Source organism: Bacillus sp. B19-2 (genome assembly GCF_022832475.1).
GTDB lineage: Bacteria > Bacillota > Bacilli > Bacillales > Bacillaceae > Bacillus > Bacillus paralicheniformis.
This window is the reverse complement of record NZ_JALHKQ010000002.1, coordinates 336,720-363,447: the sequence shown is the minus strand read 5'-3', so window position 1 is coordinate 363,447 and position 26,728 is coordinate 336,720. Positions and strand designations below refer to the sequence as shown.

Sequence of the window (26,728 nt, the reverse complement as noted above, 5' to 3'; positions counted from 1 at the left end):
TTATTTAGCTTTCGCGTTTCATCGTTCTTGCAGATGATCTTAAAAAAGTCTCGATCGATTCCACAAAAAGAGCATATTCTTTCATTTGTTCATACGTGTCTTGAAGTTTCTTTTGTATTTCTTCATCATTCGGAATTGTTTTATCTTCAATACCTCCGATCAGCTTCTTCATCTGAAGAAGCAAACCATTGTATTCCTCTCTCGTATCCTCAATATGATCCGCTATTTTTTTCAAACGCACGGCTGTCAACTTCTGCTGGTTTTGATCCAAAAAAACAACCCCTTTATTACTGCACTCTCTCTAAAAAAAGCATATCATAAAGGGATTGTACAGAAAATAGCAAACCGCAGCCGCTCCCTTTATGCCACCGTCCAGGATGTCACATTCACTATGATTTCTTTTCTGGCACCGATCCAAACATCATTATTTCCCGGGTAAGGAAAATATCTTGCCGTAAAGACTTCCTCTCCCCCATTGACGAAGATTTCAATAGAAGACGCGTCTAAAAAGATGTTTAAATCGCGAAGCTCATGCAAACGGCACTGTCTGACTTCCGTTCTTTCATCAACATAACTGTTTCTCTCCAAGGTTATGATGCCGTCTGCTTTATTGTAAATGAGTCGCGCGGCACCCCTGAAGGAAATCTCAAAGCTCTCTTCAATAAGTTGCGGGCTGATCAAAAGCTCGGTTTTGTCCGGTTGAACAATGTCCAGTTTTTCGGTGGCTTGATTAAGTGATATAGCTGCGTGTTTTTCGTTTTGACGGAGATTTCTAAGCTCCGCGACCGGTTTTTGAACGATTTTATCGTTTTGCAAATGCAATTCCCTCGGCAATGTCATACAGTGCACCCATTGATGCGGAATCGTCGGCTGGCTCTGTTCGTCCTGGTCTGGAACACCCATCCAGGCAACCAATATCCTCCGGCCTGATTCGTTTTTTGTAGTCTGCGGCGCATAAAAATCAAAGCCGCGGTCAAGCTCTTCAAAATCTCCATGTGTAAAATCTGGTTTCTGCTCGTTCAATTCACCGACAAAATAACCTGACTGATAGACGTTTTGGTAGCGCATCTCTTCTGCTTCAAGGCCTTGCGGACAGACAATTAAGACGTCTTTGCCGTCCAGTTCGAACATGTCAGGGCATTCCCACATATAGCCGAATTCCCCGAGTTGATCTGTATTTGAACCTGTGATGTCGCCAAGGAACTGCCAGTCTTTCAAATTATCCGATTGAAACAGCACCGCCCTGCCCTCAAGATTTTCAGTCTGGGCGCCGAGTACCATGTACCAGCTGCCATTCTTTTTCCAAACTTTCGGATCGCGGAAGTGAGCCGTATATCCTTCCGGAAGCCTTGCAACAACCCCCTGTTTTTCAAACGAGATGCCGTCTTTCGAGACGGCGAGACATTGATAGGCCTCCCTATTTCCCTCGCCGTCTCTGACATTCCCCGTATAAAACAGGTGGAGCACATCATGTTCAGCGATCGCGCTTCCTGAATAACAGCCGTTTTTATCAAACCAGTCGCTCGGCGTGAGGGCGATCTCTTCATGCCGCCAGTTCACGAGATCTGTTGAAGAGTAGTGCCCCCACAGCTTTGCACCGTGCCCCGTTTTAAAAGGCATCCACTGATAAAAAAGATGGTAAACTCCCTTCCACTGAATGAACCCGTTCGGATCATTCAGCAGTCCGACAGGAGGCATGATATGATAATGCAGCCGATAGGGATCAAGGTTTACAATATCCCGGTATTCTTCAACCCGGTTTATTGCCATTTGACGAAGCTCCTGATCTTGGTTCATCGTTTTCCCCTCCTTCCGTCACTTTTTCTCGTCTTCATTAATGCCTAAGATAAAGGCTGTGATAAACGCGACAGACACAGAGATCGCCATTCCGATCAAATAATGGATCAGGTTGCCCATTCCAAGCGGGGCGACAATCGCAATCATCGGAATTCCCGTCAAACCGTAGGCGTTTGCCGCAACATTCATAAAGACAACGTATGCAGCACCGAGCGCTCCGCCGGCCATCGCCGCGATAAACGGCTTGCGGTAACGGAGGTTAACGCCGAAAATAACAGGTTCGGTAATGCCGAGAAAAGAAGAGAAAGCAGCAGGTAAAGCGATTTCTTTTGTTTTTGCGCGCTTTGCCAAAAAGAATACGGCAAGTCCGGCCCCGCCTTGGGCGACATTGGACATAGACCAGATCGGAAGCAGGTAGTTCCTGCCGATATCAGCGATAAGGCCGGCCTCAATCGCGTGGAAACTGTGGTGAACACCAGTTAAAACGATCAGCGAGTATGTTCCTCCGAAAATCAGTCCGGCAACAGGTCCGGCAAGATCATACACATAAGTTAAAACGTTTGTGATCCCTGTACCAAGCATTCTTCCTAAAGGACCGATCGCGATAAAGGCAATAAATCCCGTTGAAATAATCGTGACAAATGGTGTCACTAAAAGATCGATCGCGTTTGGAACAATTTTTCTTACGCCTTTTTCGATTTTACTCATCACATACACGGCAAGCAAAATGGGAACAACGGTTCCTTGATAGCCAAGCATCTCGATTTTGAGTCCGTAAAAGTTCATGACATCCGGTGATGCAGTTGCCAGTCCCCAAGGATTGAACAAGCTCGGGTGAATTAAAATACCTCCAAGTACAGCCCCCAGGTAAGGATTGCTGCCAAATTCTTTCGCAGCACTGACACCGATCAAGATCGGAAGGATGATAAATGCCGCGCTTGAGAACATATCAAGCATTTTATACAGCGCCGCATCAGGATCGACCCACTGAAATGCCTTCATCATCCCCAACAGCCCCATTAATAAACCGCTTGCAACAATGGCCGGAATGATTGGCACGAAAATGTTTGACAGCGTTTTCGCAAATCGCGCTAAAGGATTCATTTTTCCCTTTGCGGCATCGCTGTGCTGAACCGTTTCCTTTTGGTCAAGATTCAGCTCTTTGGCAAACTGTTCATACACTTTATTAACAAGTCCTGTTCCGAAAATAATCTGGTATTGACCAGAGCTCGAAAAGGCTCCTTTTACACCTTCCAGCTCTTCGACCTTTTCCTGGTCGATTTTCGCTTCGTCCTTGATCACCAAACGAAGCCTTGTCGCACAATGAGCTGCACTGATAACATTATCTTCTCCGCCAAGAAGCTGTATAAGACGTACGGCGATTTCTTTGTGATTCATGATGACTCCTCCTTTTTTTAAAAAAAAAGCAGAAAAGACCTAAAATTCACCAACGAATGGCGGATAGATTCTCCCCATTCATCTAGCAAATTTTAGGTCTTGCCTGCTTTACCAGTCACAATCCCCGGTATTTATTTTTTAATACGCTTTCATTTTATTATGTGATAACGCTTTCGTCAACTACTTTTTTATTTTCTGTGAAAATAGACCTAAAAAAAGCCTGATCGCGCGTTATCAGGCGGTATTACCTATAGGAATCATTTAAACGCTGGACATGCAGCGTAATATATCCGACTTCCGATTCCGGAAGATGAAGATCATATTCAGTTTTTACGTAATCCGCCAGCCCTGCCGCACACCGGTAGCTTTCAGGATACTTTTGCCGGATGAAATAAAGCATGTCCTCGTCCATGACATGAAACGCTTCATTTGATTCCAGCCTGTTGATGGCATACCTGAGATGCGTGACAAGACGCTGATATGAGATGCTGTTTTCGTCAATCTTCTGATTAAAACAGCATTCGATTTTTTCTATCAATTCTTTGATGATGTTCGTGTATTTAAGTGTCTTCTGCATGTTTTCCGCATCCATTTTTGCGGTATGAATATGCAGCGCAATATAACCCGCTTCATCATCAGGCAATTCGACTTTCAATTTTTCTTTGACAAAATCGATTGCCCAGAGTCCGATCTCATATTCTTTTTTATAAAGCGCTTTAATTTCATTTATTAATTTATTTTGAATGACGAATCCTTTGCGGACTCGCTCGATCGCAAATGACAAATGATCCACAAGGGCGATGTGGATATGATCGCTCAACGGTGCGGACAGCCGCCCTTCCGCATAGCTGATGATCTCTTCGGCAGCTTCAATATGTTCTTCCGGAAGTGTTTCGAGGATTTGTTTAAACTTTTCATTTTCTTCATGAATGGTAAAAATTTTTTCTACCTTGTTTCTTGGAATGGTATCGTTTTTTCCCTTTTGAAAAGCGATACCAGGTCCCATGACAATTTTTTCTTGACCATCCTCCTTTATGATTGCTGCATTGTTGTTCAATACTTTATAGATTTTCAAAGCTGTCACCCACTTCCCGTTATGAGTGGGATTTTACCTTGTTTAAGTTCCCGTGTAAAGAGTTGGTCCGGCTCTTACCCTCTTCACCGCTTTCTGGCAAACAGCCCGGTTGGGTTCTGTCGTAAAACTGCCGGACATCGCTCTCTTACAGCCCGGCATCCGCTCTGTTGATTCTTCTCTTTTTTCCGAAAAGCCGCCTGCCTGATAAGCATCGGCAGCCTGATATGTACCGCCGGCGAACGCCATCACCTTCATCTGAGTCTCTCTGACAGGCACCACCGCATTCAGCAGCACGGCCGTCCATAATTTTAAAAATGATATCAAACCTTTCATACCGATCCCCTCCAGTTTCGTTGTGATAAAACTAGCAACTCTATTAAACTTTCTTGCTCTATCTTATCCCAGCAAAATGAAAATGTTTGTCACAATGTGTGTGCAAAATGATTCTAGTTTTTAGAAGTTTTGTTGAAAACTGATGGAAACGCATGATTCAACGGAAACAAACCATGAATGCAACTTACTCACAGCTTATCCTAAGGATAAACACATATTACCCACAGGGTATATCCACATATCCACATATTTATTCAACATTTAGTATAAGAACGTATATTCCCCACAATATCTATACACAGGTTTATTCACTTATACACAGTAAATTGTGCATAAATCTAAAGATATTCACTCCAATACATTGAATCTTTGAAAATTATTTCTATATATAGAAGGATTTTTTTAAAACTGAGAGAATATTTTAAAAGTTCGAAACTCTAAGGATTACAAAGAAATCATTTATCCATAAGGGGGAAAACAGATTGAGAAAAAGTATCATGCGCAATTTCGTTATGGCTTTTATTCTATTATTTGCGTTATCCACATTCCTCACCGGAGTGCAGGCAAAAACCGTTCCCGATCAAAAGTCGCCTGAGCTTGAGAAAGCTGAAATCTACGGTGATATTGATGTGACGTCTGATAAACAGACAACGGTTATTGTGGAGCTGAAAGAAAAGTCGCTTGCCGAAGCAAAAGCGAATGGGGAAAAACAAACGAAAGCTTCTTTAAAAACCGCTCGCAGCAAAGCGAAAAACAGTGCGCTGAAAACACTCAAAAAAGCGAAAATAAGCCGTGAATACGACCGTGTATTTTCAGGTTTTTCAATGAAACTGCCGGCCAGTGAAATTCCGAAGCTGCTCGCCGTCAAGGAAGTTAAAGCGGTTTATCCGAACGCAGCTTACAAACCTGACAGCATAAAAGGAAAAGACGTGACACTTGCAGCGGACGCCATTTATCCACAGATGGATAAAAGTGCACCATACATCGGAGCGGATCAGGCATGGAAGTCAGGCTATACCGGCAAAGGCATTAAGGTAGCCGTCATTGACACGGGTGTGGATTACACACATCCTGACTTAAAGAACAATTTCGGCCCATATAAGGGGTATGACTTTGTGGATAATGACTATGATCCGCAAGAAACACCGACAGGCGACCCGCGCGGGGAAGCAACTGATCACGGCACTCATGTGGCGGGGACCATCGCCGCGAACGGACAGATTAAAGGTGTGGCGCCAGAAGCAACGCTGCTTGCTTACCGTGTGCTCGGCCCCGGCGGCTCAGGAACAACCGAGAACGTGATTGCGGGCATTGAAAAAGCCGTTGCGGATGGAGCAAAAGTGATGAACCTCTCATTGGGAAATTCACTGAACAGCCCTGATTATGCAACAAGCATCGCACTGGACTGGGCAATGGCCGAAGGGGTTGTCGCCGTTACGTCAAACGGGAACAGCGGTCCGGAAAACTGGACGGTCGGCTCGCCGGGAACTTCAAGGGATGCGATTTCCGTCGGAGCCTCACAGCTTCCGTATAATGAATATTCGGTGACGCTTCCTTCGTATTCGTCAGCAAAAGTGATGGGATACCAGGAGGAAAAAGATCTTGAAGCATTGAACGGTCAAGAGGTGGAACTCGTTGAAGCCGGCATCGGACAAGCTGACGATTTCACAGGTAAAGATGTGAAAGGAAAAGTAGCGGTTATCCAGAGAGGCGTCATTCCATTTGTGGATAAGGCTGAAAACGCCAAAAACGCCGGCGCTGTCGGAGCCGTGATTTACAATAATGTAACAGGGGAAATCGAGGCCACTGTTGTAGGGATGGCCGTACCGACCGTCAAATTGTCGAAAGAAGAGGGCGAAAAGCTTGTTCAACAAATCAAAGAAGGGAAACGCTCCGCTGTCTTTTCTTTCAAATTGGACAAAAAACTCGGGGAAACGATTGCCTCCTTCTCGTCCCGCGGACCTGTCATGGATACATGGATGATTAAACCTGACGTTTCAGCGCCAGGCGTCAATATCGTCAGCACCATTCCGACCCACGACCCGAAAAACCCTCACGGTTACGGTTCAAAGCAGGGAACAAGCATGGCTTCCCCGCATGTCGCGGGAACGGCAGCCATATTAAAACAGGCTAAACCGGATTGGACGCCAGAGCAAATCAAAGGCGTGCTGATGAATACGGCGGAAAAATTGACGGATGAAAACGGAAAGCCTCTCCCTCACAATACGCAAGGAGCAGGCAGCATCCGCATCATCGAGGCCCTTAAAGCTTCATCCATTGTAACGCCGGGCAGCCATTCATACGGAACATTTCTGAAAGACAAAGGGAAACAAACGAAAAAACAAGCGTTCACGATTGAAAACCTTTCTTCACACAGAAAAGCCTATCAGCTCGAATACTCCTTTAAAGGAGCGGGCATCACGGTATCAGGAACAGAACGAGTCGTGGTACCGGCCCATCAAACAGGTAAAGCAGCGGCAAAAGTAACCGTCAATTCCGCGAAAACGAAAGCAGGCACATATGAAGGCACGGTTTACATCCGTGAAGACGGAAGAAAAGTCGCCGAAATCCCGCTCCTGTTGATCGTCAAAGAGCCAGACTATCCGCGTGTCACATCCGTAACGGTTGAACCGGGGGCAAAGCAGGGCGCTTACACGATCGAAGCCTACCTGCCGGGCGGGGCTGAAGAGCTCGCATTTCTCGTCTATGATGAAAATCTGAACCTTCTCGGCCAGGCCGGCGTTTACAAAAACCAGGGCAAAGGCTATCAATCTTATCAATGGAACGGCAAAATCAATGACGCCGCAACCCTTAAGTCAGGAAAATATTATATGCTAGCCTATGCGTCCGCCAAAGGAAAATCAAGCTACATTCTGACGGAAGACCCTTTTATCGTCGAATAATGACAAGCCTTGTTGAGAACCACTCAACAAGGCTTTTTTATGTTAAAATACGGATAATGCGTTCAGGAGAAGATCCCCCTTCTCTTCAAAACGTGAAAAAAGCAATCGGAGGACATCGTATATATGCTTTCTTTTTTCGTATTATTCGGCCTATCCTTCATTATTGTCTGCTTTATATTTTTCACGATTTTGTACCTCGCCGTCAACCTGCAGAAGCGCGAGCCCCAGCCTTTTCAAAAAGCCGCGGAGCAAACCGTCGATACCGTCATCCTCGTTCCCCTCAGCTGGCTGTTTACCGCTTTATACATATGCATTCTGTTTATTCTTTTTCCGATCCGCCATTTTCTCGATTTTTTTCAGCAAAAACGTTAAATTGACTGATGAAACGCTTCGGCCAGCAGCCGGTATGATTCCAGCCTGTCTTGAAAATCGTGGGTGATGGTCACCGCCATGATTTCATCCGTTCCGTAAGCGCCGGCCAGTTCAAGCAGCTGTTCCTTCACCTGCCGCGGCGTCCCGATGACCATCCGTTTTCGATTGTCTTCCACTCTCTTTCTTTCATAAGGAGAATATTGATATGACAGCGCCGTTTCCAATGATGGAAAGCCTTCGGTCACTATCCCCTGTTCATTGGCCAATAAAGAGAAATCCAAGCTTTTGGCAAGGTTCTCCGCTTTCTCTTCTGTCTCAGCACAAATCACAAATACGGCAACGATCACGTTTGGCCGTTCCCCCAATACAGAAGGTTCGAACCTCTCTTTGTAAAGTCTTGCCGCCTCTTCTCCGCCTTCACCGTTAATAAATTGGGCAAATGTATAGGATGCTCCTGTTTGGGCGGCAAGCCTTGCGCTTTCCCCTGAGGAGCCGAGCAGCCAGACAGCGGGCGCTGCGGCCACGTTCGGCGATGCGGTCAAGTTGGGAAAGCGGTGGTGTTCATCGGCTTGATCGTATAAATATGTGACGAGATCCTGAATTTGTTCGGGATATTGGTCAGCCATCCGTCTTCCTCCATTTTGAAGAGCCATGGAAGCGATCGGCATCCCTCCCGGAGCACGTCCGACACCGAGATCAATCCTGCCGGGCGCAAGTCCTTCCAAGACGCGGAAGTTTTCTGCCACCTTGTAGGCGCTGTAATGGGGAAGCATGACGCCGCCGGATCCTATACGGATCTTTTTTGTTTTAGCCGCAAGATAACCGATCAGAACCTCCGGACTTGATCCTGCCAGGTTTCTTGAAAAATGGTGCTCGGAAACCCAAAATCTCTTGTATCCGAGGCGCTCCGCCGCTTGCGCGAGCTCCACCGTATGCTGCAAAGCCTGTTCAGCTGTGCTTCCTTCAGAAACGGGAGTCTGATCAAGTATGCTTAATGACAACATCTTTTTCACCCCAAATCTTCGTTTACTTTTCCTGCGCAAAAAGAAATAATAGTATCATGGAAAAACCTAAAGGAGCTCCTAATACTGATGAATGAGACGAAGCAAAAAACGCACCCGCCAGCCGTAGAAGAACGCTTTGCAAAAGGCTGTTTATTCGGAATCCTTTTCAGTCTTCCCTTTTGGCTGATGCTTTATCTTTTCCTTCAATACATGCTGACAAGATAAGTCCCCTCCGAGTCGGAGGGGAAGTTCCTTACCTTTTGTTAAAACCTTTTCCTTTAACGAATTCATTCATATACGCACGCGGCGGGTTTTTGAGGCTGCCGGTGATCTGATCTGTCCATTTGTCAGACCGTTTGCCGTCTGTCCGCTTTTGATAATAGTTTGAAATCGTTTCGTCATATGCAGACAAATGTTTTTTAAACTCAGCATCGTCCGCTTGATAGGCATTTTCATGATAAATATGATCAAGCGGCAGACGCGGCTTTTTAGCCGACGGGTTGGCCGGATGGCCGACGACAAGTCCGAACAGCGGAAGAACGTATTCAGGTGTTTCCAGCAGCTTGGAGACTTCGTCCAAGTTATTGCGAATCCCGCCGATATAGCAGATGCCGAGGTCCATTGATTCGGCCGCTATTGACATATTTTGAGCGGCAAGCGCTGCATCAATGACGCTGACCATAAAGGTCTCCGTCCCTTCAAGAGAAGCTGTAATATCCACACCCTTTTCCCGGGCCATTTTGTCATGCCGGTAAAGGTCTGCGCAAAATACAAACAGATGGCCGTTTTTTTCAACATATGGCTGATTCCCGGCCAATTCCGCAAGCTTGCGCTTCTTGTCCGGGTCGGTGACACCGATGATCGAATAAGCTTGAATATAGCTTGACGTCGATGCGCTTTGAGCGCTCTCCACAAGCAGGCGAACCTCTTCTTCGGTCAGGAGCTGATCTGTAAAAGACCTGATCGAACGGTGATTTAAAATGGTTTCAATCGTTTTATTCATCCTTTTACCTCCTCAGCCTTTATCATATCCAATATCTGCTTTTCTCTAAAGCAAAACGGTTTGGCGGACTGCAAAAGGATTCAATTTCATATGGTAAAATGATAGAATCGTCTTACTATTTTTGAAGCGGAAAGGGAGATGACGGTGAAGTCCGTAATTGAAGAATTAGATGCATTATATCCGGAAATGATCGAACTCAGAAGACATTTTCACCAATATCCGGAGCTTTCCCATCGCGAGGTCAATACACCGCGCACCATTCCAAATTACTTGGAAAACCTCGGGATTGACGTGAGAACAAACGTCGGCGGCCAAGGGGTCGTCGGTCACATTAAAGGCGGCTGCCCCGGCAAGACGGTCGCCTTGAGAGCCGATTTCGACGCTCTGCCATTACAGGATCAAAAAAATGTTCCGTACCGGTCGACTGTCCCCGGCGTCATGCACGCTTGCGGACACGATGCCCACACGTCGGCTCTCCTCACAGCCGCAAAAGCCCTGGCAAAGCACCAAAAAGACTTGAAAGGAAATATCGTGCTGATCCATCAATTCGGTGAAGAGGTCACACCAGGCGGAGCCAAGCCGATGATTGAAGCCGGCTGTCTCGAAGGCGTGGATGCCATTTTCGGCACCCACATCTGGGCTCCGATGCCCGTCGGTCAAGTCGGTGTTACATCAGGCCCGATGATGGCAGCCGCTGATAAATTTAAAGTCACGATATCCGGGCGGGGCGGACACGGAGGCGCTCCTCACTTAACAACAGACGCTTTAATCACAGGAGCCTCGGTCGTCAACCATCTCCAGCAAATCGTCAGCCGCAGAATCGATCCGACGGAAGCAGCCGTCTTGTCGATCGGAACATTTCATTCAGGCCAGGCGTTTAATGTCATCGCCGAAGAAGCGGTCATCGAAGGAACGGTCCGCACCTTTTCAAAGCATGTCCAAGAGACGATCATCGCCGAGATGGAGCGCGTCATCAAGGGCGTCTGCGACAGCAACGGCGCTTCGTTTTCACTCGATTATGAGAAAGGCTACCCGCCTGTCGTCAACCATGAAAAAGAAACGGACATCGTCCGCCAATGTGCAAAACGAATCGTCGGCCCTGAAACCGTCATCGAACTCGAACCGAATATGATCGGCGAAGATTTCTCTTATTATCTTGAACATGTCCCTGGATCATTCTTTTTTACCGGCGCGGGTAATCCGCAGACTGAAGCCGTTTACCCGCACCATCACCCGATGTTTGACATCGATGAAAAAGGCATGCTGAACGCGGCGAAAGTTCTTGTGTCGGCGGCTCTCGCATTTTTAAACCAAGACTAAAGACAGCCTGATTCGGCTGTCTTTTTTCACTTAAACATATAGCCTTTATATTTTGTCAGCTGGCAGCTGGCGTTATAAACGATCGCATAGCCGATCAAAGCAGACAACACAGAGCTCCCTCCGTAGCTGATGAATAGAAGGGGAACGCCCGTAACCGGCATCAGTCCGACGTTCATTCCGATATTTTGGAATGTATGGATGACGATCAGCGCCGTATACCCAACACAGAAAAATGACGCAAACTTGTTGTACGGGTGTATCTTATCGATCAGCACGACAAGCCGGTAAATGAAAAGGAAAAACAGGATGACGACAAAAGTACAGCCAATAAAGCCGAAACTCTCCCCGATGACGGCAAAGATGAAATCGGTTTGGCCTTCAGGAACGTTTACTTTCAAATTGTTCATGCCCGTTCCGAAGATTTCTCCAGAGCCGATCGCCGTAACGGCCTTTTCGGTCTGATACGTATCGTTCGCGTCCTGCTGGCTCGAATCGACCCATGTCATCACCCGGTTGATCTGGTATTGCTGGATATGCAGCGTATCCTTCGAAAACTCCGGAAAATTGATCACCAAAAACAGAACGAGCAGTACGAGGGCGATTCCTGACCCCGCCACAATCGAAATCAGCTTCCAGTTCACACCTGATAAAAACACCATAACGGCGACAAAGAACATGCATATACCGGCCGTACCCGCATCCTGCATTAAAATCAAACCGACCGGAACTGCAGATACCCCTGCGATTTTCAGCAAAAGGTGAACATCCTCCTGCATCGAGCGCGAGCCTTTCGGACTTGCTTTGGAAATCACCGAAGCCAGCATCATAATCAGGCCGATTTTCATAAATTCCGACGGCTGCAGTGTGACCGAACCAAATTGAAACCAGCTTTTCGCTCCTTTGATAATCGGTGCGATCGACGTTGGACTGAACTTTAAGACGATCAATGACAAAATGCCGAATAGATATATGTATATGCTGAATTTTTCAAGCTGCTCCAGATCAAAATAGAGAAAGCCGACGATCACCGACATGCCGAGCAGATAAAAGAACAATTGCTTGGCCGGATAACCCTTCAGTGAAAAAGACGGCTCTGCAGCGTAAACAGCGATCACACTGATCAAAAAGAACATCGCTAATATAAAAATCAAATCTCCCTGATAATAGGGACTTGTCGTATTTTTCTTCTGGCTCATTATACCCCGCCTTATTTCTTCATCAAAAGCACTAACTTTCATTATAGCATGAACAACCGTTCACATTGTGAAAAAGGGTGAATAAAATAACAGCCTGTATTCATCAGGCTGTTATTTGAACATATAGCTTTGATACTTTGTTAACTGGCAGCTTGAATTGTAGACAACCGCGAAGCCGATCAAGGTTGCTACGACTGAGCTGCCTCCATAGCTGACCAAAAGCAGCGGGACGCCGGTCACGGGCATAATGCCGATATTCATTCCGATATTTTGAAAGGTATGAATGACAATTAAAGCGGTAAAGCCCGCACAGAAAAATGAGGCAAACCTGCTGAACGGATGTATTCGGTCGATGAGCACGACAAGCCGGTAAATTAAGAAGAAAAACATAATGACAACAAACGTGCATCCGACAAACCCGAAGCTCTCGCCGATGACGGCAAAAATAAAGTCTGTTTGCGCCTCTGGTACATAGACTTGAAGATCGCTTACACCATTTCCGTATACTTTTCCCGAACCGATCGCCAGCTGCGCCCTTTCGACCTGCATTTTATCGTCGGCATTCTGTTCGCTCGGATTGACCCAGGTCATGACGCGGTTGATTTGGTATTGTTCAACCCCGAATGCTCCCGCGACATCGGGAAATTTGATAATGACAAACAAAATCAAAACAATGGCTGTAAGACCCGTTCCAAAGATAAGAGAAATCAATTTCCAGTTCACGCCCGACAGAAATACCATCACAAGAATGACAAACGCGACAATCCCGGCTGTACCCGTATCCTGTTCTAAAATCAAGCCGAACGGAACAATGATAATACCGGCGATTTTCAGCAGAAAGATGCAGTCTTCTTTCAACGTACGCTTTCCGACAGGCCCGTTTTTCGACATGAAGGAAGCCAAATACATGATCAGCCCGATTTTCATGAATTCCGACGGCTGCAGCGTAAACCCGGGAAGCATAAACCAGCTTTTTGCACCGTTGATGACCGGTGCAAATCTGTATGATCCGATATAAGCCGGACTGAACTTTAACACGATCAGCATCAAAATGCCGAGCAGATAAAAATAAAAGCTGAGCTTTTCAAGCTGCTCCAAATCAAAATAAAGAAACACGATGATGATAAAGGCTCCCAGCAAATAGTAAAGGGACTGTTTCATCGCAAAGGGTTCATTATATTGATTAAACTGCTGAGCGGCGTACACAGCCACAACGCTTATGATAAAAAAGACAATATAGACAAAAATCAAATCCCCCTGATAAAAGGGATTTGTAATATTCTTTTTCTGACTCATTCGAAATCCCGCCCTTATAATATGACACGATGAAATCATGCAGGAAGACGGCATCCGCTTCCTCACAAATGATATGACGTACAAAAGAAGAAAATGTTTCGATTTTATTGCGAACAAATTCCGATTCTATTTTAAAGGATTTTTCCAACTATTGTCGAATGTGATAAATTCATTGATTTTTGATTGATTTGTATTAAAATGAGTAATGTTGCATAAAATTAAACTTTTGCCTTCGGCAGAAGCGGTACAGAATCACCAATTCATAAGGAGTTTTTCATTTTGGATAAAGCACTTCAAAAGCGTAAACGGCTTGATCTCATAAAATTTTTGGTCCCTTCGCTGATCGGAATCATTCTGTTTATGATTCCCGTTAAAATTGAAGGAAATTTAACGATTCCTATTGCTGTTTTTTCGAATGCATTGCAGAAGCTGCTTCAGCAGCAATTGCCGTTGATCATGACGGTCATCGTAACCGCAACATTTATCTTAACCTTTATCACCAAAACCTTTCATCCGGCTTTCATTAAAAAAAGCGAGTTTTTCTATAACTTGCTGAATGTATCTTTATTTTGGTATATCGTCCGCCTGTTCGGCATGATTTTCGCAGTGATGGCATACTTTAAGATCGGCCCTGAAGCGGTATATGCCAAGAGTACGGGCGGAACATTATTATTCAGCCTGCTTCCCGTTCTTTTCTCCGTTTTTTTATTTGCAGGCCTGTTTCTGCCATTTCTGTTGAACTTCGGCTTGCTTGAGCTGTGCGGCGCTTTGATGAAAAAGCTGATGAGGCCTGTCTTTAAGCTGCCGGGACGGTCATCGATCGATTGTATGGCTTCATGGCTCGGCGACGGCACGATCGGCGTGCTCCTGACAAGCAAACAGTATGAAGAAGGGTTCTACACGAAGCGTGAGGCCGCCGTCATCGGCACGACTTTCTCAGTCGTCTCCATCACGTTTTGCCTCGTGATTATTTCACAGGTTAACCTTGCTCATATGTTCGTTCCGTTTTATTTGACGATTTTGCTGGCGGGTGCCGCAGCTGCGGTGATCAGCCCGCGGATTCCGCCTTTATCAAGAAAGGCTGATACTTATATTACAGACCAAGCGGATCAGGATCAAGAGGAGATTCCCGAAGGATACACTCCGTTCCAATGGGGACTCAGCCGGGCTGTCGCAAAAGCAAAACAAAATACAAGCGTCAAAGATTTCTTGCAGGACGGAGCCAAAAACGTGCTCGATATGTGGATGGGCGTCGCTCCCGTCGTCATGGCGCTCGGCACAGCCGCACTGATTGTCGCTGAATATACGCCGGTTTTCAAATGGCTCGGCCTGCCGTTCATCCCCCTTCTCGAACTGCTGCAGGTTCCTGAAGCCGCCGAGGCCTCACAAACGCTTGTCGTCGGGTTCGCCGACATGTTCCTGCCATCTGTGCTCGGAAGCGGGATTGAAAGTGAAATGACCAGGTTCATCATCGCCTGTGTATCTGTTACACAATTAATCTACATGTCGGAAGTCGGCGGTCTTTTGCTCGGTTCCAAAATCCCGGTGACATTCCTTGACCTCGTCTTGATTTTTCTCGTTCGGACGCTGATTACGCTGCCTGTCATTGTATTGTGTGCCCACTTTATTTTTTAGACAAATAAAAGGCTCCCGGCGCCAAATGCCGAGGGCCTTTTTTGTTTAGAAAAAATCGTTGATCCAAGTGGGCTGCGGCCTTATCGTGCGGTCCAGCCTGTCTACTTCTTTTCCCTTTCACCCTTTATGTCCTACTGAATCACCGCGAAAATTGAGACGATAGTTGGAGCGGAAAATGCTTTCCAGTATGTATCATTTTTCGAAGAACGTGGTATAATAAATGTAACAGAATGTTCACAAAATATTCTCCAATTAGACACAATTGTCGTTTTATTCCGCTTTTTTGGCAGCGCTATCATTATTGAAAGGGGCTGAAAACGCATGGATATGTTTTTCGCTTACTTGCTGATTGCAAGCGCCACTCCTTTATTTTTATGGCTGGACAACAAAAAGGTCGCGATTTCTTCTATTCCGCCAATCATTTTAATGTGGGTATTCTTCTTTTTCTATATGACCAGCAGCCTTTCTCCTACAGGACACTCTCTCATGATCGTACTCTTTATTCTCAACGTTGTCATCGCCCATGTCGCCGCTTTCATCATTTACGGACTTCCATTGATTCGAAAGCACATGAGCCGATAAAAAAAGTGCCGGTTTTTAGCCGGCGCTTTTTTTGCTGTAAGAGACACCATTATAGATCAAAGTTAAAAGCTGAATGGGAGTAATCTTTGATGAATGTTTGATACCGGCCGCTGAAATCAAGCAGGTTGTATATGTTTGATTTTTCCGCAAACCGCTTTTGGTTGTCTCTGGCCGGATAATAAACGGACATACCGCTTCCTCTCGGGTGCTCCGGAGACTTGATGTTCATGATGACAGCCTTTTTGACGGATTTTACGACCTCTTTCGCTTCTTTTTCGGCTCCGATCTGCTGACCGATCAAGCTTGACAAATCAGCCAAATCAACCATATCCGATTCATCTGCATAATCTTCGGCAGCGAGGCGTGCGTAGTGGAGCAGGCGCTTTCCATCCGGCTCTTTCAATGCCCGGTTCATGCTTAAGCTCAATCTGTCGAGGGCATCGACAGCGTCTTTGACGCGGTTCAATTGAATGATAGACTGCTGCAGGTCTTCTGTTTCACCGTTTTCTTTTGACTGCTGTATGTAGCCTGCCGCGATTTCCCTGCCAAGCTCTTTCGGATCGATTGAAGGGTCGTCTTGAACAGACTGCAGCGCCCTTTTGTAATCCCAGCCATTTTGATTCGTATAGTCGACTGAAGCCAGCATGTATTTTCCATAATCCTTTAAGGCATATGCCGTTTCAATTCCGGCCATTTTACAGTTGTCAAAACCGATTAAATCAAACTTTTGCTTCGTATGTTCATAGGCCTTTTTGATTCCCGACTGGAGCTCGCTTATTTTCATTTTTTTATTGCCGAAGTTTTCGTCTCCCCCGTAGCCGTCAACGGAGCCAAGCCCATGCCCCCAGAAGATCAATACATATTTTTTAGCCGGGTATGTTTTGACTCCCCATGTGATAAAGTCTGTGACGGAGCCGGGACTGTCCATGTTTGTCTTCCCGATATTTTCGAGGGGCGCCAGCTTCTGATGTTCGACTTTCCACCTCTGATTCACCTTGTGACTGATTGACGGGTTCGCCCATTTCTTAGCTCCCCCTGTCTGAAGAACGACATTGACGTTTGAAGATGAACCGGCATCCATCATTTCCTGAATATCATCGCTTGCCATATGAAAATCGCTTTCCATGTCAGATCCAATCATATATACAAGAATGGTATAGTCATCCTTTTCTTTTAATAGAGCAGCTGATGCCGGCTGAAAAAAGGCGACTGAAACAACGGAAAAAACAATCCATTTGATCAGGTTCATCGTCTTACGCTCCTTATTTAAGATTCCGGGAAATAAATCAGAGAGTAGTAGCCGTCCTCATCCGGCTGATCGTGTTCCAATGAATATCCGACTGATCGGAAGCACGCTAAGCAACTTTTGTTATCCTCTTCAATTCCGGCAAACCATTTGTTGATCCGGCTCATTTCCGGTAATGCCATCGTTCTATTGATGAGCGCTTTTCCGTATCCCCCTCCACGCAACAACGGATCGACTAAAAGAGCGATGTTCCCAGTCGAATCTTCCTCAACTTCAACCATGACAGCACCGACGGGCTTGCCTTCCTTTAAAGCCGCCCATACCCGGTAGTTTTTATTCCCGTCTGCAAAATTGAACCACTCGTCAAGCGGCATCATCCCTTCCAGCCGCCTTTTCACTTCTGCATCCTCAAACCAGGTCTGCAGCCATTCAATATCTTCTTTTCGAAACAGACGAAGTTCTTCTATATTGCTCATTGTTTGCTCCTTTACTGCGCGTATTTTTCAGCCTGCATGCGATACAGCTCTGCATACTGTGCCTGATTTTTCATCAATTCTTGGTGGGTACCGGCCTCCGCTACCCTTCCTTTTTCTAAAAATACGATGTGGTCGGCAAAACGGGCCGTGCTTAACCGGTGCGAGACGATAATGACTGTTTTGCCTCGCGTCAGCTTTTGCAGCTTATCAAATATCTCTTCTTCAATAAATACATCCAGAGCGGAGGAAGGTTCATCAAATATCAAGATGTCGGCAGACTCGTCCCGCATAAACGCGCGGGATATGGCGACCCGCTGCCATTCTCCCCCCGACAAATTCCTGCCGCCGAACAGTCTGCCAAGCTCTGTTTCATAACCATTTTCAAGCTTATGCAAAAACTGATCCACTCCGCCGAAGGCCGAGGCACTTTTTACTTTAGCCAAGTCGGTGCAAGAAGAAATGTCGCCCAAACCGATATTGTATTTCAATGTCATTTCATACCGCAAAAAATCCTGAAACACAGCCGCGGCACTTGACCGGTAATGCTCAATATCATACTTATGAAGCGGTAAACCGTTATACGAGATCGTGCCTTGATTGGGATCAAAATAACGCAGGAGCAATTTAACGAGCGTGCTTTTGCCTGATCCGTTTTCTCCTACGAGAACGGTTGTCTTATTCAATGGAATATCGAGCTTACGAATATCAAGGACCGTTTTGGTTCCATCATAAGAAAATTCCACTTGATCACATGTAAATCCTTTTTGCTTTTGAGCAGCTGGAGCGGTATCCCCATTTTCCATGGTATTTTTGCTGTTTAAAAAAGAATGAACATTTCCCAGATGCCTCGTTTCTCTTGCACCGATCGCAAACGCAGCGAACATTTCATTGATTCCTTCGTTGAACTGAACCGCTGCCCCGATAAACAGCATCACATCCCCGATGGACAACCGACCATAAAAAGCCTGGTGCACGATGTAAATCAGGACGGCACCTGCGGCCAAAGATTGTAATACTGACCAGAACAGCTGATACAGCGCCAGTTTTTTTTGATCGTTGGACAGCGTATGGAGGAGCTCCATCGAGGTATTTTTATAAAAAGATTTAAAAAAAGGAACAAGATTGTATATCTTAACCTCTCCGGCTGTTTCAGACATGAGAGGGACACCTGCATAATATTCCGCGCGCCGCCTCAGTTCCTGAACCTCTTTCCGTCCTTCAAAGGTCGCGTTGTTTAATTTCGCCTCCCAGTACAGCTTTGGAACAGCCAATATGAGAAATAACAGCGGCACCCAAGGTGCAGACATGCCAATCAGTAAACTGCTGGCTGCAATCATCACCATTCCGCCAAAGGTTTGAGACACGATGGATACCCACATCGTGACAAAATATTCATTATAGCGGATGATTTGTGTATTGGTATGAAAAGATGCGTCTTCAAAAGCCGCGATATCAGGAATGGAAATGGCCTTTTTCATGAGCATTTCATCAAGATAAGCTTCGAGCTTGGCGGTAAGGAGCCTTTTCTGCATTTCGGCCACAGGCTGAAGGGCATCTACGATCAGTGTAAAAGCAATGTATGCAAAGGCCGCCCAGACCAGTGTATTCCAAGAAGACAGCTCAAACGGCGCCCGTGCAATCTCATCGATCACCTCTGCGCTCAGCCAGACGAGGAGCGGCCCGAGCATAGCACCCAGCAAAGTGATCAAAAACAGAACCGCCGACTTAAAAGGGTCGCAGCGCCAAAACAACGTTAAACCGTAAAATATGATGGAAGCGGTTTGAGGCAGCTTTTTGAAAAATGAATGAAACTTCAGCAATATACCTCGTCCCTCCCCTGAAACGATTTGGCCTGCATGCGGAACATTCTGCTGTATTCACCGTTTTTGTCCATGAGTTCCTGATGGCTTCCCTCTTCCGCGATTCTTCCGTTTTTCAAAACCAGTATGCGGTCGGCCATTTTTACCGTACTGAACCGGTGGGAAATCATGATCACCGTTTTCCCCTCTGTGAAGCTGTGAAACTGCCGGAAAATATCATACTCAGCCCGAATATCCAAGGCTGCAGCAGGCTCGTCCAATATGACAAGTCCGGCATCTTTCATAAACGATCTGGCTAAAGCAATCCGCTGCCATTGGCCTCCAGAAAAATCGGTACCACCCCATTCAGGACCGATCATCGTTTCCAGCCCTTCAGGCAAATCCTCGATGATCGGTTCCAGCTTGGCAGCCCGGGCTGAGGCGCGAATTTTTTCCTCATCACCTAAAGCTTCCGTGCGGCCTATCGCGATATTGTGCCGGAATGACAATTCGTACTTGCCAAACTCCTGAAACACGACCGCCATCCTGTTTCTCAGCTCTTGAAGATCAACCTGGCGGATGTCTTTGCCGTTCACTTTAATCTCACCCTCATCATATTCATAAAAACGGCAGAGCAGTTTGATGAGCGTTGTTTTCCCTGATCCATTCGCCCCTACAATGGCAATTCTTTCGCCCGGTGATACTGAAAAGCTGATTCGATTCAGAACATCGCCTGTACCCATGTCATCTGATTCAGGCTGCTTGTCGTGTTCCCCCAGCTCTTCATCCCCAAGCTCATCGAACATATCCAAATCTTCCTCATTCGCATCAGCTTCATTTACCTGGGTGCACGCAGCCGCTTCTCTGAAAGGATAGCGGAAGGTTACATTTTTGAATTCGACTGCCAGAGGTCCTTCTTCTTCGAGAGATTCGCCATTGGAAGGAAGCCTGATATCCTTTTCAGCGTTCATAAAAAGAAAAAAGTCTCTTCCCATTCTCCATATCTCCAACGTGTCTGCACCTTCTTTGGCGATATCCCGGAGAGCCGTTGATAATTGAAACACAGCTCCCAAGTACAGCGATATATCCCCCACAGAAAAACTGCTTGAATGGGATTGGGACAGAATCCAAAAGTACCCCAAACCCGTTCCCGCCCCAGATAAGAAACCCGTTAAAACCGACCAGCGTGCACTTCTGATCTGAATGTTCCGCAGCACAGAATATAAGCCTTTAAACGCAGATTGATATAAATCAAGAAAGAAAGACCCCAGGCCAAACAGGCGTACTTCTTTAGCGGATCGTCTCCCGAGCAGAATGTGGCGCGCATATGCGGCTCTCCTTCTGACAGGGGCGTAATCCTTGTGATATTCCCACTCCAATTCATTATAATGATTATGGACAAAAGCGAATGGAGCGGTAGATAAAATAAGGATGAAAGCAAGGACGGGCGACAGATAGGCGATGATCAAAACGACGCCCGCCAAAGACATAATGGCAGTCACCAAGTTGGAACTGATATTAATGAATTGGGAAGGAAGCCATGTCGAACGATCCCGCAGCGTTTCCAGCCGGTCCCTGTATTTTGGATCCTCAAAAAAACGCATCCCCGGAATGCTGTCAAAAGCGTCGATTAACAAACTGTTGACTGTGATCATCGATCTCTCAGAAAGCATGGCCTTTACCCATTTTTCCAATGATTTAACGACACTGATCATGATTAAGCTTCCCGCATAAATGACAGCCCATATTTCCGCATGGATGACGGCTTCCTGCTCGACAATGCCGTCGATCATTTGCTTTGAAGCGTACAATTGGATTAAAGGGGCTCCGGCCTCGATCAGCATAAAGAAAACCATGCAAATCATCAGCCGCGGGCCGGATTTCCAGACCATTTTTCCAAGCAGGCCCGCCGTTTCCAGCGGCTCTTGGATATGCTTCATCTTCCACACATGCTTCACCTTCATTTTCTTTACCTATTGTGGTCATTGATACGAGTATATTTTGGCTTTCTCCGGCGTATTGACGGTTTCGATATCAGCCATGACCCTTGGTTTTCCCGGACGGCTCCGATCGAGAAGATGCTCCTTTCCCTTGGATGCTTCCCTGAGCCATATTTCCAAGTCAATGACAGATCTCATGTACTGATAGCCCATGCCCAGATCATTATTTGGATCTTCAGAGCGGATAGCCATAGCCAGCAAGTGTTTCCACCATATATCGCGCTTAATGATACCGAGTTCTTCAACGAAGACGCGCTCCCCCGGTTCAAAAAGCTGAAGGACGTGTCTGCGGTCATTCATAAAGCTTTTCCTGGCCATATGGGCATATGTTGTTTTCGTTGATCTGTTATATACATAGGACGGCAGGATATCGGTGAAAGATTTGCGAAGAAGCATTTTAGAGCCGGCATAATGTTCTTCAAGCCCTTTTAAAACATCAAAATGCTGTTCAGGCGGTACGGAAAATGAAAATTCGATCAGCCGCCGATCCAAAAACGGATGGTACGTAGGCAATGTCACACCCACAGCATCCATGTACCTCGCTCTCGGCCACAAAAAGTCAAAATGAAACCTCTTCCCCCACACTGAGAGCTCCCGGCTTTTTCGGTAGCGAAGATGATCTTCCTTATTGATCTCCCGTTCTCTTTTTCGGTGTTCTGCAGTAAAGTATTCAGGCAGCTCATATTCCGTATCTGACCACAGCAGGTCATAATAGAGCTTTTCGCCGATATAAGGCATGAAAGGGGCGATTCCGTATTGAAACCCGAGCTTCACCATCTCTTTCACGCTGCCGCCTGACCATTCGCGAAGCAATTGGAATATTTCAGAAAAACGCCTCTGGCGAAGCAGAGAATCGATCACTGACACTTCTCCGCTAAAAATGAAATCCCCGCCCTCACCTGTAAGGACAGACGAAGCACCATACTCCTCAGCGATCACTGTAAAAGTCTCATTAACCAGTGAATTGGCTCTCGGATCAGGACCGTCTACAAACCAAAGCGGATCACGCCCGATTTCCGCGTTAGGAATTTTGGCTGTAGCGTCTCCAAGAATGATCAGGCCGGGGATGTCCATATCTCGCATCATATTTTTCACAAGGTCCCTGTCATGGCTTAAAATCATGTCGGGATCGGCGAATGATATGTTGACGGCCAGCAGCTGTTCCTTGCATCCGCCTGCGATTGCGGCGGCGGTTACGGCAGCTGAATCCAGTCCGCCGCTTAATTCGACAATATGCTTTTGATCTTTTAAACGATCTGCTGTCACTTCCTGAAGAAGCTCCCGGAACCGCGGAACAGCATCTCCGGCAAGACCTTTCTCGTTTAACAGCTGCGGAAGTCCCCAATAGCTGTGCACGTGAACCGCATGATCCCTGCTGAGAAAAGCGTAGGAGGCCGCAGGCACTTTGCGTATTCCTTTGAAAAACGTCCGATCTTCAAAGCCGTTTTCTCCCACAGCGAACCCTGAAGTGGGAAACATTCTGCACACATCTTGATCGATGATAAAAGGAATATCGTGAACAAGCAAAAGGATGCGCATGTCATTTGCTGCAAACCATTCTCCTTTCGGACTGACCCAGTAGTAAACCGGACGGGTTGCGTATGTATCCGTCGCCAAAACAAGACTATGCAGACTGTCCTCCCACCACATCATTGTAAACTCGCCATGCGAGTGAGACAGCATGGCTGCTTTGTCCTGCCGCAATGACGCGTACAGCTTGTCATCATGTTCAATCTTTCTGGTGCCATCCGATTTTGCGTTAAGACCGCCGCTGATCCAGCCGTCTAAGATGACGGGGTGCAAAAGGTTTGCTTGAGCCGAAGGTCTAAAGGCTTCATCGTATCGAATATGCGCTTCAGCCATGTTTGCGATCCCGCCGCTGTAGCTGTGAATCTGTTCCGCCCGCCCCCATTTTTTGACGGCCGAGACCCACTCTTGCCATGCAACGGTGTTGTCTCCCTGCATTCCAAACCATATTTTCATACTAGAGATAACACCCACCTTTCAGCATAAGCGCTCATCTTATACGTCTGTAAAACTTTTAAATTCTTATTTTTATGATTCGGGTCAATTGAATTGCCGTTTTCCATCTGAACCCAAGCATGAGAAAACAGCTTGTCATCGATTTTCTTGACACCGATCACGAGACTGGCATCAGACCCATTGCTGAATAAAATAGATTGAATTGTCAATGCGATAGAAACGCATGAAGTAACTAAATGGTCGTCTTCATCAAGCGAATACAAATATTCGCCGTGGCGGTGCAGTTCGTCTGTATCAAGCAGCCCAGCACCTCTTTGCTGTGCGCTCGCATACAGCGGAAACAGATGGATCGCAATTTTTTCATAGGCTTCTTCAAAGTCATGATTTAACAGCATCATACGTACAAAAGCATGAACGGTTGTAAAATACTCATGATTTTTGACAGGCGCTCTTTTTTTCATCAGCTTTTATCCTCTATTTTAATCAGCTTATGATGTGTCAGTTCCTGTATCGCCTCATTTAAAATCGCTGACAATTCTTCCTCCGTCTGATCGAACGCCGATTGCCACTTGATCAGAATATCTTTTTTATCCTTTCGTTCATTTTCAATTTCGATCCACAGCTCTTTTAAAGCTCCCTCCAATCCGAAATACTGCCCGTTGTCCAGGTTTAGGACGATGCATTCATTCTCCAATACGGTTGTCGCCGTCTCTTGATTTCGAATAATTTTCAAAGGTTAGACCTCCCCGGTATGCATGATTTCAGAAAGATAAAGGAGAAGAGAGCCGGTAAGCTCTCTTTTAGCACTTTATGCATGATGTTCTTTCCACTCCCCAAGCGAATGCCGTTATCCTATCAGCGCTGGAGCGTTTTAAAAAGAGCCTGCAACGCGATGATACCCCTGAATTTACCAACTGATCACATGAATCAGATTATCACAGGACAATATTAAAAAAACCGCAAAAAACTACCGAAAACCGACATGATTAGCCAACTGCATCAATGGGCCATTATTACGGGATTTATTCGGAGGAAAAAAGAAAAAGAGAGCCTATCGACTCTCTTTTGCAGGGAAAAGCGAATATATACCTTGTTTAAGCTTTCTGCTTGATCAAATTAAGCATCGTTCCTTTTTTTACTGCGCAGTAGCGCGATGTTACTTTAAGCTTTTTATAGATTTTGCTTAAGTGATACTCTACGTTGCGCGTCGACATTTGTAAGTCTGCTGCGATCTCTTTATTTGTTTTACCGCTGGCTACCTTCTGCAAAATATCCAGTTCTGTGTCTGTTAAATGCTCGTCCACCGCAAGATCGGAATCGAGCCTCAGTTTTTGCAGCAAGCCGTCGGGAAATAACACAGCCCCTTTTAAACACAATAAAATACTCGAAGCAATCATGCTGTCTGTATACGATTTATCGATAAACCCTTTGACTCCGGCTTCGATCAGCTTATTAAAATATGAGTGAATTTCATCTCCCGAAAACATAATGATAATTTTGGATTGTGGTGCGATTTCAAGCGTTTTAAGAGACAGTTCCAACCCGTTCATCCCCGGCATTTTTAAATCATAAAGAAAAACGTCTATATGTACCTCTTGATTTTTTAAGAGGTCGAGAGCTTCATTTCCTTCGTGGCAAACGATGACATCCATATTATATTTTTTTAATATTTCCTTCATTCCGGATGTCAAAACTCTGTAGTCGTCTACTAACAACACGCGAATCATCAGTAACACTCTCCTTAAGTCAGTTTCCTCCGAACAAATACCGCAATAAAAACCCCCTGAATAGAATTGAAGGATGATGTCGGGTTTTCGTGCCTTTTTGTGGTTTTTACCACTTTATTCTATGATAGCATGAATATGTAATCAACTGGAAGTAATAAGGAGGTGACACAGATGCGCAAATTGGAAACTGCCCAAGTTAAAAACTATGGTACATTCCTGACTGTTACTCTTTCTAAAAAGAGCAAGCCGGGCGACGGCAAATTCGGCCGCGGCGTAAAACGCGGTTAAGAGTGTATGAGAAAGAGAGAGCCCGAGGCTCTCTCTTCAGATTGTTGACAAAATCCCAAAACGACTTTTAGTTTTGGGATTTTGTCATCCTTTCAGCGTGATTGAAAACCCTTGCAGTCTAGGAAGGCCGAGCATCGGAGCGGAGCGAATGTTGGAATTCGTGAGCACCGACGCGCAGACCTGACAACGAATGCGAGGGTTTGTCGACACGCTGAAGAGAGAGCCCGAGGCTCTCTCTTTTTCCGTTCACAGCAATCAAAAAAGAGTGCGGATCGTTGAAATCCGCACTCTTCTACCAATCAATTAATGTCCGCTGTGCTCAGAATGTTTTGCACCTGGAGAACCGCCCTCAGGGTTGTCTCCGTGATAGTTGTGAGCAGCGAAGATCCAGACGGAACCGGCAATAATCGCAACCGCAATAAATGCGGCAAACAGCGTATTCCCGACTTGGATTTTGCCGCTGTCACTTTCAGTCATATGCATAAACATTAAGAGCTGAAGTCCAGCTTGGATGATCGCAAAACCGAAAATAATCCACAGCTTTGCAGCCATGCTTAAATCCGTATAAATCACCCACAAGGCCAATAAGGTCAGCACAATGGACAACACGAACCCGACAACATGCTTCCAAGGAAAGTGGCTGTGTTCAGCCGATTGTTTTGCTGCCATTATACATTCACCAACCCTATCAAATAGACACCGGTAAAGATGAAGATCCATACCACGTCTAAGAAGTGCCAATACAAACTTGAGATAAACAGCTTAGCAGACGTTTGCGGGGTTAGGCCGCGCTTTTTCGTCTGAAGCAAAATGCCGATAATCCAGAAGATACCGATCGATACGTGCAGTCCGTGCGTTCCCAATAGAACAAAGAAAGATGACCAGTAAGCACTTGTCGATAAAGTGGCACCTTCGTGTACATAATGATTGAACTCATAAAGCTCATAGCTGACAAACCCAGCACCGAGCAACAGGGTAATGATCATCCAGATCATCACGCCTTTCAAACTGCCGCGGCGCATCTCATGCACTGCGATGCCGCATGTGAAACTGCTCGTTAACAGCAGGAACGTCATGATTAAAACGAGCTTTGCGTCGAACAGTTCTGCCGGCAGTACGCCCCCCGCTGTTCTGTTATGAAGAACAGCATAGGTCGCAAATAACGTAGAGAATAAAGCAATCTCCGCTCCAAGAAAAATCCAAAAGCCAAGGATATTCAACCTTCCGATTTCAGAACGGTATTCCATAGGAGCGTTAGAATTGCTGTGTTCTGCATGTTCCATCAATCCCGCCTC

The 26,728-nt window shown here is 46.0% G+C and carries 26 protein-coding genes; 7 read left to right on the top strand and 19 right to left on the bottom strand.

Annotated elements, in window-relative coordinates; translation table 11 throughout:
- Nucleotides 1–4 precede the first annotated feature (4 nt).
- From MST20_RS08990 to MST20_RS08970, 5 genes are all read right to left on the bottom strand, one after another.
- A complete protein-coding gene (locus MST20_RS08990) occupies nt 5–271 on the bottom strand; it encodes a hypothetical protein (RefSeq protein ID WP_065644515.1) in 267 nt (88 codons plus the stop codon).
- An 89-nt stretch (nt 272–360) separates the two neighbouring features.
- Nucleotides 361–1,797 (bottom strand): sucrose-6-phosphate hydrolase, encoded by a 1,437-nt coding sequence (locus MST20_RS08985; RefSeq protein WP_243941652.1) that lies wholly within the window; start codon nt 1,795–1,797, stop codon nt 361–363.
- Nucleotides 1,798–1,815: 18 nt separating this feature from the next.
- Nucleotides 1,816–3,195, bottom strand: coding sequence for a sucrose-specific PTS transporter subunit IIBC (locus MST20_RS08980; protein ID WP_023857021.1), 1,380 nt, complete (start codon nt 3,193–3,195; stop codon nt 1,816–1,818).
- Between the two features lie 244 nt (nt 3,196–3,439).
- Entirely contained in the window at nt 3,440–4,270 is an 831-nt protein-coding gene (locus tag MST20_RS08975) for a PRD domain-containing protein (RefSeq protein WP_243941650.1), read from the bottom strand.
- A 42-nt stretch (nt 4,271–4,312) separates the two neighbouring features.
- Complete coding sequence (locus MST20_RS08970; RefSeq protein ID WP_243941648.1) at nt 4,313–4,603, bottom strand: hypothetical protein; 291 nt, start codon at nt 4,601–4,603, stop codon at nt 4,313–4,315.
- Nucleotides 4,604–5,085: 482 nt separating this feature from the next.
- Between MST20_RS08970 and MST20_RS08965 the strand changes: the two genes are divergently transcribed.
- Complete coding sequence (locus MST20_RS08965; protein ID WP_243941647.1) at nt 5,086–7,506, top strand: S8 family peptidase; 2,421 nt, start codon at nt 5,086–5,088, stop codon at nt 7,504–7,506.
- 123 nt (nt 7,507–7,629) lie between these two features.
- Nucleotides 7,630–7,878: a hypothetical protein gene (locus MST20_RS08960; RefSeq protein ID WP_165428344.1), complete on the top strand. Its 249-nt coding sequence runs from the start codon at nt 7,630–7,632 to the stop codon at nt 7,876–7,878.
- Here MST20_RS08960 and MST20_RS08955 read toward each other — a convergent pair.
- Nucleotides 7,875–8,882, bottom strand: a complete 1,008-nt coding sequence (locus MST20_RS08955) for an LLM class flavin-dependent oxidoreductase (RefSeq protein ID WP_243941645.1) — start codon at nt 8,880–8,882, stop codon at nt 7,875–7,877. The genes MST20_RS08960 and MST20_RS08955 overlap by 4 nt on opposite strands.
- A gap of 87 nt (nt 8,883–8,969) precedes the next feature.
- On the opposite strand from MST20_RS08955, the gene MST20_RS08950 reads away from it, so the two are divergent.
- Nucleotides 8,970–9,107 (top strand): hypothetical protein, encoded by a 138-nt coding sequence (locus tag MST20_RS08950; protein WP_243941643.1) that lies wholly within the window; start codon nt 8,970–8,972, stop codon nt 9,105–9,107.
- A 28-nt stretch (nt 9,108–9,135) separates the two neighbouring features.
- Here the strand turns inward: MST20_RS08950 and nfsA are convergent, their stop codons facing one another.
- A complete protein-coding gene (gene nfsA, locus MST20_RS08945) occupies nt 9,136–9,885 on the bottom strand; it encodes an oxygen-insensitive NADPH nitroreductase (RefSeq protein ID WP_243941640.1) in 750 nt (249 codons plus the stop codon).
- Nucleotides 9,886–10,029: 144 nt separating this feature from the next.
- Between nfsA and MST20_RS08940 the strand changes: the two genes are divergently transcribed.
- Complete coding sequence (locus MST20_RS08940) at nt 10,030–11,205, top strand: amidohydrolase (protein ID WP_347880861.1); 1,176 nt, start codon at nt 10,030–10,032, stop codon at nt 11,203–11,205.
- Nucleotides 11,206–11,231: 26 nt separating this feature from the next.
- Here the strand turns inward: MST20_RS08940 and MST20_RS08935 are convergent, their stop codons facing one another.
- The gene (locus MST20_RS08935; RefSeq protein ID WP_243941636.1) at nt 11,232–12,401 is read right to left on the bottom strand and encodes an FtsW/RodA/SpoVE family cell cycle protein; all 1,170 of its coding nucleotides are present in this window, start codon (nt 12,399–12,401) and stop codon (nt 11,232–11,234) included.
- A 111-nt stretch (nt 12,402–12,512) separates the two neighbouring features.
- Nucleotides 12,513–13,697 (bottom strand): FtsW/RodA/SpoVE family cell cycle protein, encoded by a 1,185-nt coding sequence (locus tag MST20_RS08930; protein ID WP_243941634.1) that lies wholly within the window; start codon nt 13,695–13,697, stop codon nt 12,513–12,515.
- 279 nt (nt 13,698–13,976) lie between these two features.
- Here MST20_RS08930 and MST20_RS08925 point away from each other — a divergent pair, with 279 nt between their 5' ends.
- Both MST20_RS08925 and ywcE read left to right on the top strand, forming a co-directional pair.
- Nucleotides 13,977–15,332: a YjiH family protein gene (locus MST20_RS08925; RefSeq protein ID WP_243941632.1), complete on the top strand. Its 1,356-nt coding sequence runs from the start codon at nt 13,977–13,979 to the stop codon at nt 15,330–15,332.
- 321 nt (nt 15,333–15,653) lie between these two features.
- Entirely contained in the window at nt 15,654–15,914 is a 261-nt protein-coding gene (ywcE, locus tag MST20_RS08920) for a spore morphogenesis/germination protein YwcE (protein WP_020453353.1), read from the top strand.
- 49 nt (nt 15,915–15,963) lie between these two features.
- Here ywcE and MST20_RS08915 read toward each other — a convergent pair whose 3' ends face one another.
- The 8 genes from MST20_RS08915 to MST20_RS08880 form a co-directional block, all read right to left on the bottom strand.
- Nucleotides 15,964–17,163 carry a clostripain-related cysteine peptidase gene (locus tag MST20_RS08915; RefSeq protein ID WP_165428351.1) on the bottom strand — a complete coding sequence of 400 codons (1,200 nt, stop codon included), beginning with the start codon at nt 17,161–17,163 and terminating at the stop codon, nt 15,964–15,966.
- Nucleotides 17,164–17,180: 17 nt separating this feature from the next.
- The gene (locus tag MST20_RS08910; protein ID WP_243941630.1) at nt 17,181–17,636 is read right to left on the bottom strand and encodes a GNAT family N-acetyltransferase; all 456 of its coding nucleotides are present in this window, start codon (nt 17,634–17,636) and stop codon (nt 17,181–17,183) included.
- An 11-nt stretch (nt 17,637–17,647) separates the two neighbouring features.
- Nucleotides 17,648–19,456: an ABC transporter ATP-binding protein gene (locus MST20_RS08905; protein ID WP_243941627.1), complete on the bottom strand. Its 1,809-nt coding sequence runs from the start codon at nt 19,454–19,456 to the stop codon at nt 17,648–17,650.
- Entirely contained in the window at nt 19,450–21,375 is a 1,926-nt protein-coding gene (locus MST20_RS08900) for an ABC transporter ATP-binding protein (RefSeq protein WP_243941625.1), read from the bottom strand. The genes MST20_RS08905 and MST20_RS08900 overlap by 7 nt, the downstream gene beginning before the upstream one ends.
- A 42-nt stretch (nt 21,376–21,417) precedes the next feature.
- Nucleotides 21,418–23,418, bottom strand: a complete 2,001-nt coding sequence (locus MST20_RS08895) for an asparagine synthase-related protein (RefSeq protein WP_243941623.1) — start codon at nt 23,416–23,418, stop codon at nt 21,418–21,420.
- Nucleotides 23,415–23,879 (bottom strand): lasso peptide biosynthesis B2 protein, encoded by a 465-nt coding sequence (locus MST20_RS08890; protein WP_165428356.1) that lies wholly within the window; start codon nt 23,877–23,879, stop codon nt 23,415–23,417. Before MST20_RS08890 ends, MST20_RS08895 begins: the two co-directional genes overlap by 4 nt.
- Nucleotides 23,879–24,151, bottom strand: a complete 273-nt coding sequence (locus MST20_RS08885) for a PqqD family peptide modification chaperone (protein WP_003186189.1) — start codon at nt 24,149–24,151, stop codon at nt 23,879–23,881. The genes MST20_RS08890 and MST20_RS08885 overlap by 1 nt, the downstream gene beginning before the upstream one ends.
- Nucleotides 24,152–24,512: 361 nt before the next feature.
- The gene (locus MST20_RS08880; RefSeq protein WP_020453360.1) at nt 24,513–25,145 is read right to left on the bottom strand and encodes a response regulator transcription factor; all 633 of its coding nucleotides are present in this window, start codon (nt 25,143–25,145) and stop codon (nt 24,513–24,515) included.
- A gap of 171 nt (nt 25,146–25,316) precedes the next feature.
- Between MST20_RS08880 and MST20_RS21360 the strand changes: the two genes are divergently transcribed.
- Nucleotides 25,317–25,433: a lariocidin family lasso peptide gene (locus MST20_RS21360; protein ID WP_423734433.1), complete on the top strand. Its 117-nt coding sequence runs from the start codon at nt 25,317–25,319 to the stop codon at nt 25,431–25,433.
- A gap of 303 nt (nt 25,434–25,736) precedes the next feature.
- On the opposite strand, the gene qoxD is transcribed toward MST20_RS21360, so the two are convergent.
- Both qoxD and qoxC read right to left on the bottom strand, forming a co-directional pair.
- A complete protein-coding gene (qoxD, locus tag MST20_RS08875) occupies nt 25,737–26,102 on the bottom strand; it encodes a cytochrome aa3 quinol oxidase subunit IV (RefSeq protein WP_059230872.1) in 366 nt (121 codons plus the stop codon).
- On the bottom strand, nt 26,102–26,716 hold the full coding sequence (qoxC, locus tag MST20_RS08870; RefSeq protein WP_023856999.1) for a cytochrome aa3 quinol oxidase subunit III: 615 nt from the start codon (nt 26,714–26,716) through the stop codon (nt 26,102–26,104). Before qoxC ends, qoxD begins: the two co-directional genes overlap by 1 nt.
- Between the last annotated feature and the right edge of the window lie 12 nt (nt 26,717–26,728).